Source organism: Halopiger thermotolerans (assembly GCF_054654555.1).
Map to the genome: position 1 here is coordinate 142,741 of NZ_BAAIEU010000002.1, position 17,189 is coordinate 159,929.

At 67.7% G+C, this 17,189-nt stretch carries 13 protein-coding genes; 9 read left to right on the forward strand and 4 right to left on the reverse strand.

Annotated elements, in window-relative coordinates:
• The first annotated feature begins 16 nt into the window (after positions 1-16).
• Positions 17-2,941 carry a PAS domain-containing protein gene (locus ACYQ26_RS03145; protein WP_459806954.1) on the forward strand — a complete coding sequence of 975 codons (2,925 nt, stop codon included), beginning with the start codon at positions 17-19 and terminating at the stop codon, positions 2,939-2,941.
• Positions 2,942-2,995: 54 nt separating this feature from the next.
• Here ACYQ26_RS03145 and ACYQ26_RS03150 read toward each other — a convergent pair whose 3' ends face one another.
• The 4 genes from ACYQ26_RS03150 to arcD form a co-directional block, all read right to left on the reverse strand.
• Positions 2,996-3,400: a 2Fe-2S iron-sulfur cluster-binding protein gene (locus ACYQ26_RS03150; RefSeq protein ID WP_459806956.1), complete on the reverse strand. Its 405-nt coding sequence runs from the start codon at positions 3,398-3,400 to the stop codon at positions 2,996-2,998.
• Between the two features lie 8 nt (positions 3,401-3,408).
• Positions 3,409-4,818 (reverse strand): selenium-binding protein SBP56-related protein, encoded by a 1,410-nt coding sequence (locus tag ACYQ26_RS03155; protein ID WP_459806957.1) that lies wholly within the window; start codon positions 4,816-4,818, stop codon positions 3,409-3,411.
• Between the two features lie 65 nt (positions 4,819-4,883).
• Complete coding sequence (locus ACYQ26_RS03160) at positions 4,884-5,282, reverse strand: 2Fe-2S iron-sulfur cluster-binding protein (protein WP_459806959.1); 399 nt, start codon at positions 5,280-5,282, stop codon at positions 4,884-4,886.
• 126 nt (positions 5,283-5,408) lie between these two features.
• Entirely contained in the window at positions 5,409-6,878 is a 1,470-nt protein-coding gene (gene arcD / locus ACYQ26_RS03165) for an arginine/ornithine antiporter ArcD (protein WP_459806961.1), read from the reverse strand.
• Positions 6,879-7,031: 153 nt separating this feature from the next.
• Here arcD and rio1 point away from each other — a divergent pair, with 153 nt between their 5' ends.
• From rio1 to ACYQ26_RS03205, 8 genes are all read left to right on the forward strand, one after another.
• On the forward strand, positions 7,032-7,907 hold the full coding sequence (gene rio1, locus ACYQ26_RS03170) for a serine/threonine-protein kinase Rio1 (protein ID WP_459806963.1): 876 nt from the start codon (positions 7,032-7,034) through the stop codon (positions 7,905-7,907).
• 259 nt (positions 7,908-8,166) lie between these two features.
• Positions 8,167-9,405, forward strand: a complete 1,239-nt coding sequence (locus ACYQ26_RS03175) for a tryptophan--tRNA ligase (RefSeq protein ID WP_459806965.1) — start codon at positions 8,167-8,169, stop codon at positions 9,403-9,405.
• Positions 9,406-9,472: 67 nt separating this feature from the next.
• Complete coding sequence (locus ACYQ26_RS03180; protein WP_459806967.1) at positions 9,473-9,973, forward strand: metallophosphoesterase; 501 nt, start codon at positions 9,473-9,475, stop codon at positions 9,971-9,973.
• A gap of 522 nt (positions 9,974-10,495) precedes the next feature.
• Positions 10,496-11,869, forward strand: a complete 1,374-nt coding sequence (locus tag ACYQ26_RS03185; RefSeq protein ID WP_459806969.1) for a diaminobutyrate--2-oxoglutarate transaminase — start codon at positions 10,496-10,498, stop codon at positions 11,867-11,869.
• Positions 11,866-13,353, forward strand: a complete 1,488-nt coding sequence (locus ACYQ26_RS03190) for a pyridoxal phosphate-dependent decarboxylase family protein (RefSeq protein WP_459806971.1) — start codon at positions 11,866-11,868, stop codon at positions 13,351-13,353. The genes ACYQ26_RS03185 and ACYQ26_RS03190 overlap by 4 nt, the downstream gene beginning before the upstream one ends.
• Positions 13,350-15,164, forward strand: coding sequence for an IucA/IucC family protein (locus tag ACYQ26_RS03195; RefSeq protein ID WP_459806973.1), 1,815 nt, complete (start codon positions 13,350-13,352; stop codon positions 15,162-15,164). The genes ACYQ26_RS03190 and ACYQ26_RS03195 overlap by 4 nt, the downstream gene beginning before the upstream one ends.
• Positions 15,161-15,799 carry a GNAT family N-acetyltransferase gene (locus ACYQ26_RS03200; RefSeq protein ID WP_459806975.1) on the forward strand — a complete coding sequence of 213 codons (639 nt, stop codon included), beginning with the start codon at positions 15,161-15,163 and terminating at the stop codon, positions 15,797-15,799. Before ACYQ26_RS03195 ends, ACYQ26_RS03200 begins: the two co-directional genes overlap by 4 nt.
• Positions 15,792-17,189, forward strand: a complete 1,398-nt coding sequence (locus ACYQ26_RS03205; protein WP_459806977.1) for a lysine N(6)-hydroxylase/L-ornithine N(5)-oxygenase family protein — start codon at positions 15,792-15,794, stop codon at positions 17,187-17,189. The genes ACYQ26_RS03200 and ACYQ26_RS03205 overlap by 8 nt, the downstream gene beginning before the upstream one ends.

Genomic DNA, 17,189 nt, shown 5'->3' on the forward strand with positions numbered 1-17,189 from the left:
ATCTGATTACGGTAGAATGGAGCCGGCTTCGTCGACGGAGGGGACCGACCTCGAGGAGATTTACGGTCGCATTTCGGACGCCGTTTTCGCGCTCGACGAGGAGTGGCGGTTCACGTACCTCAACGAGCACGCTCGCGAGTTGATCGCCCCCGACGGACGGACGCTGATCGGTGCGAACATCTGGGAGGCGTTCCCCGACGCGATCGAGCGACGGTTCAAACCCGAGTACGAGCGCGCGATGTACGAGCAAGAGCCCGTCTCGTTCGAGGAGTACTACCCCGAGCCCCTCGACGCCTGGTTCGAGGTGCGCGCGTACCCCTCGGAGACCGGCCTGTCGGTCTACTTCCGGGACGTCACCGAGCGCAAGGAGCGCGAACGGATGCTCGAGGAGTTCCAGCGGCGCTACCGGACGTTCATCGAGCACTTCCCGAACGGCGCCGTCGCGCTCGTCGACGAGAACCTCCGGTACGTCACCTTCGGCGGTACCCCGGAGGGGGACGCGGACGTCACCCGCGCGGACCTCGAGGGGAAGCCGCTTCGAGACGCGCTGCCGCGAGAGCTGGAAGACATCGTCGTCCCCGGATACGAGGCCGCCCTCGACGGCGAAATATCGGAGTTCGAGAGCGCAGTCGGCGACGAAATATACAAATTCCACTTCGTGCCGGTTCGAGACGACGAGGGGGAGGTCTTCGCCGCGCTGGGCATGTCTCAGGACATCACCGAACAGGTCAAAACCCAGCGAGCGCTCGAGCGGTCCGAGCAGCGCTACCGGACGCTCACGGAGTACTTCCCGAACGGCATCGTCACGCTGTTCGATCACGATCTCCGGTACGAACTCGCGGCCGGGCAGGCGTTCGACGACATTCCGGTCGATCCCGACGACCTCGAGGGGAACCACTTCAGCGACGTCTGGGACGACGAGACCGCCGACGCGCTCCGACCGGCGTTCGAGGCCGCACTGAACGGCGAGGAGCGCTCGATCGAACTCGAGTACGCGGGTCGGGAGTGGAACCTCTGGGCGGTCCCCATTACCGACGAACGCGGCGACGTCTTCGCCGGCATGACGATGGTGCAGGACATCACCGAGCGCAAGGAACGCGAGCGCTACCTCGAGGACGCCAAGTCGCAACTCGAGGCCGCGACCGAGGCCGGTGCCGTCGGTACCTACGAGTGGGACATCGAGTCCGATACGGTTACCACCGACGCTACGTTCGCCCGCACGTTCGGGATCGATCCGGCGGCGGCGCGGGAGGGCGTGTCGCTCGACCGCTATCTCGACTCGATCCACGAGGCCGATCGCGACCGGGTCGAGGCCGAGATCGAGCGGGCCATCGAAACCGGCGGCGAGGCCGAGGCCGAGTTCCGCGTCGAGAACGCCGACGGCGAGATTCGCTGGGTCGTCGCTCGCGGTCGCGCCGAGTGCGATGCGGACGGCAGGCCGGTCAGATTCCCCGGCGCGGTCACGGACATCACGGAGCGCAAACGGGCGGAACTCGAACTCGAGCGGTATACGGACCAACTCGAGACGCTGTTCGAAGTGCTTCCGGTCGGCGTCATCGTCGCCGACGCGGACGGTGGGATCATCGAGGTCAACGAGACGGCGAAAGCGATCTGGGGCGGACGCCTGTTCGAGGCTGCATCCGTCGCGGAGTACGATCGGTACCCGGCGGTGTGGGCGGACTCGGGCGAGCCGGTCGCCCCCGACGAGTGGACGCTGGCCCGCGTGCTCGAGGGCGAGGAGGTCCGAGATCCGGACGTGTTCGAGATCGAGGCCAACGACGGCGAACGCCGCGTCATCAGGGTGGAGGGGATGCCGATTCGAGACGCCGCCGGCGACATCGTCCGCGGCGTCGTCACCATCTCCGACATCACCGACCGGCGGGAGAACCAGCGCAAACTCGAGGAGAGCGAGCGCCGCTACCGGACGCTCGTCGAGAACTTCCCGAACGGATCGGTCGGGCTGTTCGACCGCGACCTGCGGTACACCGCCGTCGGCGGACAGCTCATGGAGACCCTCGACATCGATCCCGAGGATCGGATCGGGAAACGCATCCCGGAGCTCCACCCGGACGACCTCGTCGAGGAGATCGAACCGTACTTCCGCGCCGCCCTGGAGGGCGAGGCGAACTCGTTCGAGATCGACTATCGCGGCCGCCACCTGTTCGCGCACACGCTGCCCGTCGGAACCGCCGCCGACGGCGTGGACGCCGGCATGCTCGTGGTGGAGGACGTCACCGAACGCCGGGAATACCAGCGAAAACTCGAGGAGTCGAACGAACGGTTAGAGCAGTTCGCGTACGCGGCCTCTCACGACCTCCAGGAGCCCCTGCGGATGGTCACCAGCTACCTCCAACTGCTCGAGTCGCGATACGAGGACGAACTCGACGCCGACGGGCGGGAGTTCCTCGACTTCGCGGTCGACGGCGCCGAGCGCATGCGCGAGATGATCGACGGCCTCCTCGAGTACTCGCGGGTCGAAACGCAGGGCGAACCGTTCGAACCGATCGACCTGAACGCGATCCTCGAGGACGTCCTCGAGGACCTCCAGTTCCGCATCGAGGAGACCGACGCCGAGATCGTGGCGGAGCAGTTGCCCCGCGTCGAGGGCGACGCCAGCCAGTTGCGGCAGGTCTTCCAGAATCTGCTGTCGAACGCGATCACCTACAGCGGCGACGAGCCGCCGCAGATTCACGTCGGCGCCGAACGGCGCGGCGCCGAGTGGGTGCTCTCGGTTCGCGACGAGGGGATCGGCATCGCGCCGGAGAATCAGGATCGCGTCTTCACGGTCTTCGATCGGCTCCACAGCCGCGAGGAGTACGACGGGACCGGGATCGGACTGGCGCTGTGCGAACGCATCGTCGAGCGCCACGGCGGCGAGATCTGGGTTGACAGCGAACCCGGCGAGGGGTCGACGTTCTCCTTTACGCTGCCCGTCGCGTGACGCCGCCTCGGTAACGAGAGACGTCGTCGCACTGCTCTCGATCGGTCGGTACCATTACTTCCAGGGATTCTCCACCAGTTCGGTGTGGACGCTCGAGCCGACCGCGACCCGACAGTCGGCCCGCGGCGCGGCGATACACAGCAGGACGTAGCCCGCCGCGCGGTGGCGCCCTTTCAGCGCGCGCGGCGGCCGCCGATACGCGAAGGCGTCCGCGACGTCGAGGGCGTCGCTGTCGCTCGAGGCTGTCGCGTCGTCGCTTCCATCCGATCCGTCTGATTCGCCGACCGACAGCAACCGTCCTGTACAGGTGCCGCAGGCGCCGGTCCGACAGCCGAAGGGCAGGGCGACGCCGGCGCGCTCGGCGGCCTCGAGGACCGTCTCGTCCTCGGAGACCGCGATCGTCCGCCGCTCGCGGTCGGCGTCGGGCCACTCGAGGGTCACCGCGTGGCGCCTCGCCATCCCTCTTCTCACTGCCAGACGTCGCTCGTGCAGTCGCCGTCGGGCCACCGGATCTCGTGGGCGCGGGCCGGCCCGTCGGGACACTCGCCCCAGTCGACGAGGAAGTCCTCGTCGAGTTCCATCGTCCCTTTCCGGGGGTCGACGTCGGCTTTCAGCATCACCGAGCCGCGCTCGCCCTCCTCGGGGTAGAACTGCTCGTCCCACGAGGAGAACAGCGAGGTCGTCCAGTAGAGCCGTTCGCCGTCCAGCGAAAGCTGGATCATCTGCGGCCCCGCAGACAGTTCCCGCCCCTGCACCTCCTGCACGTCGCCGAAGGTGCCGCCGACCGACAGCGAGTCGGCCCGTCGCGGGTTCGCCGGATCGGAGATGTCGTACATCCAGACGTCGCCGTGGAGCCAGTTCGAGCCGAACAGGTAGCGGTCGTCCATTGAGATCAGGATGTCCGTCGGCAGGGCGGGCACCGGCATGTCCCAGTCGGGGTGCTCGCGGTCCTCGAAGTCGATGACCTTCTCGGCGCGGTACTCGCCACTCTGGTCGCGCCAGAAGTGGAAGATGTTCGACGACAGCGCGGCCCCGACGAACCCGTGGGTCGATTCGGGCGTGTGGAGGAATCGGACTTCGAGCGGGATCAGCCCCTCCTCGCCGAGGTCGATCGTCTGCTCGACGGTGCCGTCCTCCCAGTCCCAGAAGTGGAGTTGGTGGCCGTAGTTGCCCTCCTCGACGTCCTCGAGGTCGAAGCCCGGATAGTAGGTCTTCGGGGCAGCCCACTCGCTCGAGACCATCACGTTCTGGCGGGGCTGGTACCAGTAGTCGTAGTTCATCTCGATCTCGCCCGGCGGCTCCCACCGCCCCTCGATCTCGAAGTCGTCGTTCAACTCGAGGAAGCCGCCGGGGAGGTCGCCGTCGGCGTCCCCGAGCATGCTAATGAGGATCTCGCCGTCCGGAATGCAGTGGACCGTGTGGGGCGCCGAGAGGTCGTACTCGAAGACCTCCTCGGGTTCGATGACCGTCTCGAGTTCCGGGTTGCGCCGGTCTTTCGCGTCGATCACGTGAATCCGCGAGGATCGCTGGCCGGGCACGATCAGGTGCCGGCGCTCGAGGCCCTCCATGTGACACGACGACGAGCAGGCGTTCCACCCGAAGTGGTGGAGTTCGTCGCCGCGGTTCGGCAGTTCGATCCGGTCGACGATCTCGCAGTACGTGTCCGAATCGGGATCGAGGTCGACGACGGCCACGAAGTCCGGCGCGTCGACGTCCGTTCCGACGTAGAGGCTCATCACGTAGGCGAGTTTCTCCCGCTCGCCCTCCTCGATGGCGGCCTGCGGCGTCGCGTAGCCGGGCCCCTCGTGGTCGTGGTGGTGCTCGTGGTCGTGCTCCGGTTCCGGCTCCGCGTCGCTTGGTGTGCTAGCGTCACTCATAGTAGTTCCCACCACGAACGAGTAGATAAGTCTGTGCGGGGGCCGCCGGGACGGACGGTCGGCCGCTACGCCCAGGGGCTGTCGCCGACGCCCGCGCGGATCTGCGGGCCGACCTCGAGGCGACAGTCGGTTCGGGGCTGTGCGATACACAGCAGGACGTAGCCGTCGTCCTGCTCGCCGTCGGTGAGCGCCGCCGGCGACCGCCGGTACGCGAAGGCGTCGGCGGGATCGGGGGTGCGGTCCGCGCCGTTCGGTTCGGAGTCGGCGTCCGTCTCGTCGCTTTCTCCGTCGCCCCCGACCTCGAGCAACCGACCGACGCAGGTGATGCAGGTCCCCTTCCGGCAGTCGTACGGCAACCGGACGCCGGCCCGCTGGGCCGCCTCGAGGACCGACTCCTGCTCGGGCGCGTCGATCGTTTCGGTTCGGCCGCCCGGCCACTCGAGGGTGACGTCGTAGGTCGTCATCGCTGCCCCTCCGATCGCCGTCGTTCTCGCTCGCGCTGGTCGATCATGGACGCAGTACGTCGCGCGAGGGGAAAAGTCCGCGCCGGCACGAGACCGCCGACGCGAGACGCATGCCGTCCCGCCGCCTTAGTCTTCGGCGACCGGCGACGCGGCTTCCACCGGAGCGTCCCGCTCGGGGTCGGCCGCGTCCTTGTAGAAGATCCCCCAGCCGGTCGCGCCCATCGCGATCAGGACCAGCGGCGAGAGGATCCCGAAGAAGTAGTACGGGGCGTACTCGATCACGGGCACGCCGAGCGCCGAGGCCATGTAGACCCCGCCGGAGCCCCACGGGACGAACGCCGAGGTCGTCGTCCCGGCGGCTTCGACCGCCCGCGAGAGGTTCCGACTCTCGAGGTCGTACTCGTCGTACAGATTCTGCAGCGTCATCCCGGGGACGACGATCGCCATGTACTGCTCCGCCGAGAAGAAGTTCATCGCGACGGTTCCGACTGCCGTCCCGGCCGTCAGCCCGGCGACGCTGCTGATGGCTCGTCCGATGTGGTAGGCGATCGCCGCCAGGACGCCGGTCTCCTGCAGGATGCCGCCCAGCGCCAGCGCCGCGACGACGATGGAGACGACCCAGATCGACCCCGAGAGGCCGTCGACCGCGAGCAGTTCGTTCGTGAGCTCGACGCCCGTCTCGGGTTCGGTCCCGTAGTGGACGGTGCTCCAGGCGGCGGCGAATCCCTTCCCCTGGACGACGGTGGTGATCCCGACGCCGGCGAAGATGCCGGCGCCGAGCGACGGCAGCGCCGGGAAGCCGTAGAACGCGAGCGCGAACGTGAGCGCGAGCGGCAGGAACGTGAGCGGCGAGATCGCGTAGCTACTCGAGAGGCCGGCCTGAATCTCGGCGACGCGGTCGACCGGGATCGCCCCGCTCGCTCTGAGTCCCAGGAGGACGAACAGGAGCAGCGAGATCGCGAAGGAGATCGCGGTACCGGGGCGCATCGCCCGGATGTGGTCCATCAGGTCCGTGTTCGTCACCGCGGCGGCGAGGTTCGTGGTGTCCGAGAGCGGCGAGTTCTTGTCGCCGGTGTAGGCCCCCGAGAGGACAGCGCCGGCGGTCATCGGCTCCGGAATGCCCAGCCCGGAGCCGATGCCGATCATCGCGACGCCGAGCGTCCCGGCCGTCGTCCACGAGGAGCCGATCGCGAAGGCGACGACCGCCGAGATGACGATGGTGAAGGGAAGGAAGATCCCCGGCGAGAGGAACTCCAGCCCGTAGTACATCAGCGACGGGATCGTCCCGGAGTCGATCCAGGACGCGATCAGCATGTAGATGACGAACAGGATGAGGATGGCCTGCAGCCCCATCAGGATGCTGCGTCCGATCCCGTCGTAGAGTCGGTCCCACTCGTAGCCGAAGTAGTACCGGCCGAACAGCCCCGCGAAGGCGATCCCCCACAGCAGCGGCATCTGGGGGTCCATCTCGAGCCAGATCATTCCGATCGAGAGGAACAGCAACATCGCCGCGATCGGAACGAGCGCTTCGCCCAGCGACGGCCGCTTGTCCGCAGGTATTTCGTCGTACGTTTTCGGTGTGAAATCTAATCCCATGCTACGCTCTACCCGTGCTTGCGACAGCGGTTACAAAAGCAGCGCCATTCGCGTCTTCGCGTTCGATGTGTTCTCACCACTCACGATCGGCCCGGCGACGGCGCGGCGCCGGGACCCAGCACTTTACCCGTCGCGACTCCTACACCCCGGTAGATGGGACAGGGACCGGACACGGAGTACGGACTGGTCGACCTCGAGGAAGCGGAGACGCCGGGCGACGAGTGGGAGGAGATCGACGTCTCCGATACGGAGGCCGACAGGATCGCCCGCAAGCGCGACCGCGAGTTCAACCAGTTCCAAGAGCGCATCAAGGACGCCGACCAGTTCAAGGTCGAGCAGTCGGTGTTCGACGACGCTACCTTCGCGGCGCTGTACAAGCTGGTGCAGGACGGCTACGTCGAGGCCTTCGGCGGTCCGCTCTCGACCGGCAAGGAAGCAAACGTCTATCACGCGCTGGGCGACGACCGCGAGGTCGCAGTCAAGGTCTACCGGATCAACGCCTCGAACTTCCGGCAGATGCGCGACTACCTCGAGGGCGACCCCCGCTTCGAGGGTCTAGGCGGCAAGAAGAAGGACGTCGTCCTCGCGTGGACCAAGAAGGAACTGGCGAACCTCCGCCGCGCGAAGAAGGCCGGCGTTCGCGTCCCGGAACCGATCGCGTCCGAGCGCAACGTCCTCGTCATGGAGTACATCGGCAACGAGGACGGTCGCGCGAAGCGACTCGGCGAGGTCCAGATCGAGAACCCCGAGACCGCCTACGAGGTCATGCGCGAGTACATGCGCCGGCTCTACTCGGCGGGCCTGATCCACGGCGACCTGAGCGAGTACAACGTCGTCTTCCACGAGGGGCAACTCGTCGTCATCGACCTCGGGCAGGCCGTCACGGTCCACCACCCCAACAGCCGCGACTTCCTGGAACGGGACTGCGAGAACGTCGCGAGCTTCTTCTCCCGGCAAGGAATGGACACCGACTCCGACGAACTGCTCGAGTTCGTCACGAGCCCGGAGCCGGATCCGTCTCGAGACTGAGCGTTGCGTTACTCGCCGACCGACTCGAATACAGCGTCTTGATCGCCGAAACGCTCTTTCACCAGTAGTTCGAACACTCGAGTGATGACGGCCGCTCTCGAGTGGCAGTGGCGCTGGTGGGTCCCCTCGAGAGCGGACAGTACCGTCGCGGCGGGCGACGCGGCCTAACCCGTCGACTGCAGCGGCGGTGGCTCCCTCCGTTCTACTCGGTTCCCGTACCGCACTCTAGCCGCTGCAGTCGAACCCAAATTCGAGACGAATGTCCGACGACACCGACGACACACCGCACGACGCCGCACCGATTTCGAACCGATCCGCCGCAGTCGACGGAGCCGAGCCGGCCGACGGCGAGTTTACTGTCACTCCCTACGCCGTCGCCGGCGAGATCGACTACGACAAACTCCTCGAGCGCTTCGGCGCCGATCCCCTCACCGACGAACAGATCGCCCAGTTCCCCGACCACCCGATGCTCCGCCGGCGAACCTTCTACGCCGGGCGGGACGTCGATCGCTACCTCGAGGCCGCCGAATCCGGCGTGCCGCACGCGATCGTCACCGGCCGCGGTCCGTCAGGGCCGATGCACCTCGGGCACGTCCTGCCGCTGTACCTCGCAAAGCGCTTCCAGCAAGCGACGGGCGCGACGGTCTATATCCCGCTCTCGGACGACGAGAAGTACCTCGCGAAAGACCAGTCCTTCGAGGTGATCGGCGAGCACACTCGCGACAACCTGCGCGATGTCCTCGCAGTCGGCTTCGATCCCGAGCGAACGCGGATCGTCGTCGACACCGCCGACGCGGACGTGATCTACCCGATCGCGGTTCGCCTCGCGAAGCACCTCACGCCCGCGACCGTCGAGGCCGTCTACGGCGAGCAGGACACCGTCGGGCTGCAGTTTTACCCCGCCGTGCAGGCGACCCACCTCCTGCTGCCCCAACTCGTCGACGGCCGGCAGCCGACGCTGGTCCCCATCGCCGTCGATCAGGATCCCCACGTCCGGGTCTGTCGCGACGTGGCCGCCAAGGAGGCGCTGCCGGTTTCGAAGCCGGGCGCCCTGCTCGGGCGGTTCCTCCCGAGCCTCGAGGGGCCGGGGAAGATGAGCACCTCCGGCGACGCGCCGTCGATCGAACTCGCAGACGATCCCGAAACGGTCGCCGAGACGATCCGAAACCACGCCTACACGGGCGGCCGGTCGACGCTCGAGGAACACCGCGAGAAGGGCGGCGATCCGACCGTCGACGTCCCCTTCCAGTATCTCCGATTCTTCTTTGAACCGGACGACGAGAAACTCGAGGCCGTCGCCGAACGGTATCGCTCGGGCGAGTTGCTCAGCGGCGAACTGAAGGAACTCGCGATCGAGCGAATTGCAGCGTTCCTCGACAAGCACCAGCAGCGGCGGTCGGCACTTGGCGATTTGGAATCGGAACTCGAGCCCTACCGGCTCACTGGCGCGGAACGTCGGCGAGCCCTCGAGCGGGCCGGCGTCCCGGCGCAGTTCTAACCGCCTCGTCGGCCGCGACGCGGCCGACTCCCGAACGAATTAGTGGCTCGCCCGCGCGCTGTCGCGTATGAACGTCGGCATCATCTCCGACACCCACGACAACGTAGCGGCGGCCGAACGAGCGGCAGAGCTCTTCGCGGAGGAAGGCGTCGAGGTCGTCGTCCACTGCGGTGACTTCGTCGCCCCGCCGCTGCTGCCCGCCCTCGAGGAGTTCGAGGTCCACGGCGTCCTCGGGAACAACGACGGCGAGATCGCGGGCCTCCACGCGGCCTTCGACGACCTCGGCTCCGAGAGCGAACTCCACGGCCGCTTCGCCGCCCTCGAGTTCGACGGGCTCTCGTTCGCCGTACTTCACGGCGAATCGAAGGAGGAAGTCGAGGCGCTGGCGGCCGCCGAGGCGTACGACTTCGTCTGCTACGGCCACCACCACGAGCGCGACCTGACCGAGAAGGGACGGACGACGCTTCTGAATCCGGGCGCGCACTTCCCGACGATCCCCGACGAGCACCGCACCGTCGCGACCGTCGACACCCGGACCGAGTCGGTCCGGTTCCACGAACTCGGATAGGATCGGTTCGCTCCGGCGAGGGAGCGTCGGACTCGAGGTCTCGTCGACCGCGCTCGCGGCGACTCGCCGCCGTCGAGTCGGCGAGGCAACCCCCGGAACGTCCAGGCGAGCGACCGATCGCGCCGGTCCTGCGATCGCCGCGCGACCGCCGATCGGCTCCGTTCCCGCCACTGTCTTTAGGCCTTCCTAAAACTTTAATATCGCAGTCGTTGATCGGTACGATACGTTCCGTCGAGACGGGAAATCCCCCGAACAAGTAAGCCGGTTTACCTGATCGAACCGACTCTACTACACGCGATAGCCAGCAAACGGGATGAGTCGCCGCTAGTGCGTCTCGAGCGTAATTGTTTGGAATTCCAACTCAAACCCAGATCACGTTAGCATCAATCAGTTTTAGGTAGCCCTAAGAATCCGGGGATTTTATATATTTTTAGGCTAGCCTAAAGCGTGTATGCGGCAGTCAACTCCATGCGTTCAGTCACGTCCCGCGACCGCTTTCGAGAGCCGCGGGGGTGGTGAATCGTGAGTTACCTGGAAGGCGGAAACCGCGAGATCCTCTCCCAGCAGGCCCGGAGGGAATCGAACGCGCGGACCTATCCCCGCCATCTCCCGCTGGCCATCCGCGAAGCGCAAGGCACCGTCGTGACGGACTTGGACGGGAACGAGTACCTCGATTGCCTCGCGGGGGCCGGCACCCTCGCGCTGGGACACAATCACCCGCGCGTAGTCGAGGCGATGGAGCGAGCGCTCGAGGCGGACCGGCCGGTTCACACGCTCGATATCTCCACGCCCGCGAAGGAGCGGTTCGTCGACTCGCTGTTCGCGAGCCTCCCCGACGAGTTCAGCGAGCGAGCGAAGATCCAGTTCTGTAGCCCGGCGGGGACCGACGCCGTCGAAGCCGCGCTCAAACTGGTGAAGACGGCTACCGGCAACCGATCGGTTCTCGGCTTTCAGGGCGCCTACCACGGGATGACCAACGGCACGCTCTCGCTGATGGGCGATACCGACGCCAAAGAACCGGTTCCCGGGCTGATGAGCGACGTCCATCACCTCCCCTTCCCGCACGACTACCGGTGCCCGTTCGGCGTCGGCGGTGAGGAGGGACACCGAATCGCCAGCCGATACGTCGAGAACCTGCTCGACGACGCCGAGAGCGGGATCACCGACCCGGCGGGGATGATCCTCGAACCGGTCCAGGGCGAGGGCGGCGCGATCCCCGCGCCCGACGACTGGCTCCGAGAGATCCGTCGTATCACGCGCGAGCGAGACGTTCCGCTGATCCTGGACGAGATCCAGGCGGGGCTCGGCCGCACGGGCGAGCTGTACGCGTTCGAACACGCGGATATCGTCCCTGACGTGATCACCCTCTCGAAGGCGATCGGCGGCGGACTACCGCTCGCCGTCGTCGTCTACGACGAATCGCTCGACGTCTGGGAGCCGGGCGCCCACGCGGGCACGTTCCGCGGAAACCAACTCGCGATGGCCGCCGGCGAAGCGACCATCGACTACGTGCTCGAGAACGATCTCGACGACCACGCCGCCGACGTGGGCGCGCGACTGCGCGAGCGCCTCGAGGCCACGGCCGAGCGGTTCGACGCGATCGGCGACGTCCGCGGGCGCGGGCTGATGCTCGGCGTCGAGTTCGTCGACCCGGCGTCCGACTGGCAGGGCGCGGGCCCGCACGCGCCGGACGGCGATTTCGCGGCGGCCGTCCAGGCCGAGTGTTTCGACCGCGGACTCATCGTTGAACTCGGCGGGCGCGGGAGCGCGACCGCGCGGTTCCTCCCGCCGCTGATCGTCTCCACGGACCAGATCGACGAAATCGCCGCCATCTTCGACGAGGCTGTCGCGGCCGTCGCGAACGACCGGGAGAACCCCGCGGAGGTGACCGCATGAGCGCCGGCGAGCTGTTCCTCGGTTCCGAGAGCGGGAACGCGGCGTACCGCGACGCGATGGATCGGGCGGTGGACGCCGTCCTCGAGCGCTTCGCCGACGGCGGCGATCCGTACTCCGGCCGCTCGCCCGAGGCGCTCGCAGAGCAGTTCGACCGCCCCGTCATTCCGGAGGTGGGCGAGGGGCTCGACGCCGCCATCGACGAGGTAGCCGAGGCGGTACTCGCCCATTCGGTCGGCACGTCGAACCCGCGGTGTGCGGCCCACCTCCAGTGTCCGCCGATGATTCCGGGGCTCGTCGCCGAGGCGATACTCACCGCGACGAACCAGTCGCTCGACTCGTTCGACCAGGCGCCCGCTGCGACCGTCCTCGAGCGGCGCGTCGTCGACGCGCTCTGCGGGCTGTTCGGCCTGCCCGACAGCGCGGACGGCGTCTTCACCAGCGGCGGAACGCAGTCGAACTTCCAGGGGCTGCTGCTCGCTCGAGACCGGTACTGCGGTCGGCAGTTCGACCGAGACGTGCAGGCGAGCGGGCTCCCGGCGGCGGCCGAGTCGCTCCGGGTCCTCTGCTCGGCGGAGGCCCACTTCACCGGCGCCCAAGCCGCCCATCACCTCGGGCTCGGCGAGGACGCCGTGGTCACCGTGCCGACGGACGACGACCGTCGCATGGACCCGGACGCGCTCGACGCGACGCTCGAGTCGCTCGAGGAGCGCGGCCGCGAGCCGTTCGCGCTCGTCGGAACCGCGGGCACCACCGACTTCGGGAGCGTCGACCCGCTCGCCGAACTCGCCGATCGAGCCGCCGAACGCGACCTCTGGTTCCACGTCGACGCGGCGTACGGCGGCGCGCTCGCGCTGACCGACGACCGCGACGGACTGCTCGAGGGCATCGAGCGCGCGGATTCCGTCGCCGTCGATTTCCACAAGCTGTTCTACCAACCGATCAGCTGCGGGGCGTTCCTGCTCCGGGACGGCGACGACTTCGAGTGGATGGCGCGCAACGCCGCCTACCTCAACCCCGAGGACCACGACGCGGCCGGCGTTCCGAACCTCGTCGCGAAGTCGGTCCAGACGACGCGTCGGTTCGACGCGCTGAAGCCGTACCTCGCGTTCCGCGCCCTCGGTCGCGAGGGGATCGCGGCGCTGGTCGAGGAGACGCTCGAACTGGCCGATCGGACGGCGTCGCTGATCGACGCCGCGGACGATTTCGAGCTGCTACACGAGCCGACGCTGAACGCCGTCGTCTTCCGCTACCGGCCCCGTGACGGCATGGACGACGACGAGGTGAGCCGGCTGAACGCCGCGGTCCGCCGCCACCTCCTCGCCGACGGACGGGCGGTCGTCGCCCGGACCGAAGTCGAGGGCGTGACGAGCCTGAAGTTCACGCTGCTGAACCCGACGGCCACGCTCGACGACGTCGCCGCGATGTTGGACGCCATCCGGGCGTGCAGAACGGATGCCGTTACGGACCGGGAGGTGGCCGCATGAGCCTCGGCGTCGAACGCTCCGACGAGTCGGCCGTCGATCCCGAGCGTCGCGCCGACGACGCGACCGTCCACGCGTTCCTCAACTGCTACCTCCGGGAAACCGGCGACTACGTGGTGCACGACGAGGCCGTCTCCGGCGTCGAACCCGGACTCGACGGGCTCCTGTCCAAGCGCCTCCCCGCGCAGGGGATCGACGTGCTGGCGCCGCTCGAGCACCGCTCGCCGACGGAACGGCACCTGTTCGAGACGCCGGTGCGGTACCGGCTTCCGGACGGGACGGTCCACGCGGCCGACGCGGCCACCCTCGCCTCGCTCGTCGTGAAGGACCTCTCGCTCGAGCGGGACGGCGAGGCCGTTCCGGACGCGCTACTGGAGCGGGTCCTCCGGAGCAAGCGCAACGTCGAATCGTTCGTCGCCGCGCGCGTCGGCGACGACGAACGGCTCTACGACGAGCGCCTGTCGTTCCGCGACGCGGAGCAGGCGCTCGTCTTCGGTCACCACCGGCATCCGACGCCGAAGAGCCGTCGGGGGATCGCCGCCAGGAACCGCGAGAAGTACGCGCCGGAACTGCGCGGGTCGTTCTCCCTCCACTACTTCCGCGCCGACCCCGACCTCGTGTCGGCCGACTCGGCGCTCGAGCGAGGCGCCGCGGCGTGGGTGAAAGACGCGCTCCGCGACGATCCCGCGGTGTCCGACTCGTTCGTCGCCGACCACGTCGAGAGCGACGACGTGTTGCTGCCCGTCCACCCGTGGCAGGCGGACTACCTCCTCGATCAGCCCCGCGTCCGGCGCCATCTCGGGGACGGACTCGAGTCCCTCGGGGAGCGCGGTCGGGAGTTCTACCCGACCACCTCGGTGCGGACGCTCTACAGCGCGGACGCGCCCTTCATGGTGAAGTCGTCGCTGAACGTGCAGATCACCAACTCCGTGCGGACGAACAAGCGTCCGGAACTCGAGCGGGGCGTGGCCGTCGCGGAACTGCTCGACACCGAGTTCGGCGACGAACTCGACGACGCGTTCCCGAACTTCGACGTCGTCCGCGACCCCGCTTACCTCGCGCTCGACGTCGGCGACGAGCGGGAGTCGGGGCTCGAGACCGCGCTGCGGACCAACCCCTTCCGCGACGAACTGGCCAGCCGCTCCACGCCGCTCGTCTCGCTCTGTCAGGACGCCATTGCGGGCCGGTCGCGTCTCGGCCGTCTTGTCGCGACCATCGCCGACCGCGAGGGACGGGACACCGAGGCCGTCAGCGAGGAGTGGTTCCGACGGTACCTCGAGACCGCGATTCGCCCGGTGCTGTGGCTGTACCTCGTCGGCGGCGTCGGCGTCGAGGCCCACCAGCAGAATTCGGTGCTCACGCTCGACGAGGACGGCTACCCGAGCGAGTTCCGCTACCGCGACAATCAGGGGTTCTACTTCCCCGAGTCGCAGTATCCGCGGGTCGACGAGTACCTGCCGGGGGTCGGCGAGCGAGCCGACACCGTCTGTTCGGACGCCGTCGCCGACGAGCGACTCCGTTACTACGTCGTGCTGAACAACGCGCTCGACGTCGTCAACGCGTTCGGGAGCGCGGGACTCGTTCCGGAGCGACGCCTCCTGTCGCTGCTCCGGGACGAACTCGAGCGCGCCCGCCGGCGGTACGACCGGCCGTCGTCGTCGTTCCTCGATCCGCTGTTGGAATCGTCCACGGTCCCCTGCAAGGCCAACCTGCTCACCCGCTTCCGGGGACTGGACGAACTGGAGAACGACCTCGAGAACCAGTCCGTCTACGCGGACGTGAAGAACCCGATCGTTACCGAACTCGACACATGACCGGACCGGACGCGACCATCGCGACGAACTACGAGTATCAGACCTACGACCGAAGCATCGAGAAGACGGTCTCGCTTCGCCAGGCGACCGTCGAGCGAGATCTCGGCAGGCTACATGCCTGGCTCGGGAGCGACCACGTGAAACCCTACTGGGAGCTCGACCTCCCGCTGCCGGCGTTTCGCGACCGCCTCGCCGAGAAGCTCGCGGACGACCACCTGACGCCCTACGTCGGGTGTCTCGACCACGTCCCGATGAGCTACTGGGAGTGCTACTGGGCCGCGGAAGACGACGTCGCGAACCACTACGACGCCGATCCGGCCGACCAGGGCGTTCACCTGCTCATCGGCCCCGAGGAGTACCTCGGGAACGGCTACGCGCTCCCGCTGATGCGGGCGGTCGTCGCCATGCAGTTCCGCCACCCCGAGACCGAGCGCGTGATCGCGGAACCCGACGTCCGCAACGAGCGCGTCATTCGCGTCTTCGAACGCTGCGGGTTCGAACCGCGAACGGAGTTTCGCTTCGACGAGGCCGAGAAGGACGCCCTGTTGATGGTCTGTAATCGCGAGCGGTTCAAGACGGACGTGCTCGACGACGCGACGGCCGGCCCGGCACAGGGGGTGGGCGCCGATGACTGAGCCCGCGGTCCGCGACGTCGTCGGGATCGGACTCGGCCCGTTCAACCTCGGGCTGGCGGCCATGCTGGACGGCGTCGAGGAGGACGTCGACGCCGCTTTCCTCGAGCGGGACGCCGAGTTCCACTGGCACGAGGGGATGCTCCTCGAGGGGGCGACGCTCGAGGTGCCGTTCCTCGCGGATCTGGTCACCCTCGCGGATCCGACGAACCCCCACAGCTACCTGAACTACCTCCGAGAGACGGGACGCATCTACGAGTTTTACTTCTACGAGACCTTCCAGGTTCCCCGTCGCGAGTACGACGACTACCTCCGGTGGGTCGCCGAGAACCTCGATACGTGTCGGTTCAGCCGCGAGGTCACCGCGGTTCGGTGGGACGACGACCGCGAGCACTACGTCGTCGTCGCCCGCGATCCGGAGACCGACGACCGGTTCGAGTACCGCGGCGAGACCGTCGCGCTCGGGATCGGGAGTCGACCGCAGATCCCCGAGCACCTTCGGGGCCACCCCGAGGAGGACGTCTTCCACACCGCGCGGTACCGCTACAACCGCGAGCGGGCGCTCGAGGCGGACTCGATCACCGTCGTCGGCTCGGGCCAGAGCGCCGCCGAAGTGTTCCAGGACCTGCTGCAGCGCCAGCCGGACCACGACTACCGCCTCGACTGGCTGACCCGCTCGGACGGGTTCTTCCCGATGGAGTACTCGAAGCTCGGTCTCCAGCACTTCACGCCCGAGTACGAGCGGTACGTCTACGACCTGCCCCAGGCGGTGAAAGACGACCTCATCCCGAACCAGGATCTCCTCTACAAGGGCGTCGATCCGGAGACGAGCGCCGAGATCTACGACCTGCTCTACCGGCGCTCCATCGGCGACCGGGACCCTGACGTCGGGCTCTTCGCCATGACGGAGGTCCGAGACATCGCGGCGGCGGACGACGCCTACGCGCTCGACTGCCACCAGTGGCAGGCCGAGGAGTCGTTCGTCCACGAGAGCGAGGTCGTCGTTCTCGGCACCGGATACGAACGGCCAATTCCGGCCTTCCTCGACCCGCTCGAGGACGTCATCAACTGGGACGACCGAGGGCGCTTCGAGGTGACCGAAGACCACCGCCTCGACGTCGACGTCGCGGGCGATATCTTCCTCCAGAACGCCGAACTCCACACCCACGGCGTCGGCGTTCCCGACCTCGGCCTCGGCTGCTACCGGAACGCGAAGTTCGTCAACCGGCTCGTTGGACGCGAGGCGTACCCCGACGACACCGACACCGTCTATCAGGACTTCGCGGTCGAACAGTTCGTCGAACACGCGCCCGGCGCCTCCCGCGAACGCGAGCGCGACTGCGAGCGAGAGAGCGGGAGCGAACCGACCCCGACCCCCACTCGAAACGACTAA

What these genes read in the sequence shown, in the direction of transcription:
- ACYQ26_RS03145 (WP_459806954.1), top strand. Translation starts at nt 17, where the DNA reads ATGGAGCCGGCTTCGTCGACGGAGGGGACCGACCTCGAGGAGATTTAC.
- ACYQ26_RS03150 (WP_459806956.1), bottom strand. Translation starts at nt 3,400, where the DNA reads ATGGCGAGGCGCCACGCGGTGACCCTCGAGTGGCCCGACGCCGACCGC.
- ACYQ26_RS03155 (WP_459806957.1), bottom strand. Translation starts at nt 4,818, where the DNA reads ATGAGTGACGCTAGCACACCAAGCGACGCGGAGCCGGAACCGGAGCAC.
- ACYQ26_RS03160 (WP_459806959.1), bottom strand. Translation starts at nt 5,282, where the DNA reads ATGACGACCTACGACGTCACCCTCGAGTGGCCGGGCGGCCGAACCGAA.
- arcD (WP_459806961.1), bottom strand. Translation starts at nt 6,878, where the DNA reads ATGGGATTAGATTTCACACCGAAAACGTACGACGAAATACCTGCGGAC.
- rio1 (WP_459806963.1), top strand. Translation starts at nt 7,032, where the DNA reads ATGGGACAGGGACCGGACACGGAGTACGGACTGGTCGACCTCGAGGAA.
- ACYQ26_RS03175 (WP_459806965.1), top strand. Translation starts at nt 8,167, where the DNA reads ATGTCCGACGACACCGACGACACACCGCACGACGCCGCACCGATTTCG.
- ACYQ26_RS03180 (WP_459806967.1), top strand. Translation starts at nt 9,473, where the DNA reads ATGAACGTCGGCATCATCTCCGACACCCACGACAACGTAGCGGCGGCC.
- ACYQ26_RS03190 (WP_459806971.1), top strand. Translation starts at nt 11,866, where the DNA reads ATGAGCGCCGGCGAGCTGTTCCTCGGTTCCGAGAGCGGGAACGCGGCG.
- ACYQ26_RS03195 (WP_459806973.1), top strand. Translation starts at nt 13,350, where the DNA reads ATGAGCCTCGGCGTCGAACGCTCCGACGAGTCGGCCGTCGATCCCGAG.
- ACYQ26_RS03200 (WP_459806975.1), top strand. Translation starts at nt 15,161, where the DNA reads ATGACCGGACCGGACGCGACCATCGCGACGAACTACGAGTATCAGACC.
- ACYQ26_RS03205 (WP_459806977.1), top strand. Translation starts at nt 15,792, where the DNA reads ATGACTGAGCCCGCGGTCCGCGACGTCGTCGGGATCGGACTCGGCCCG.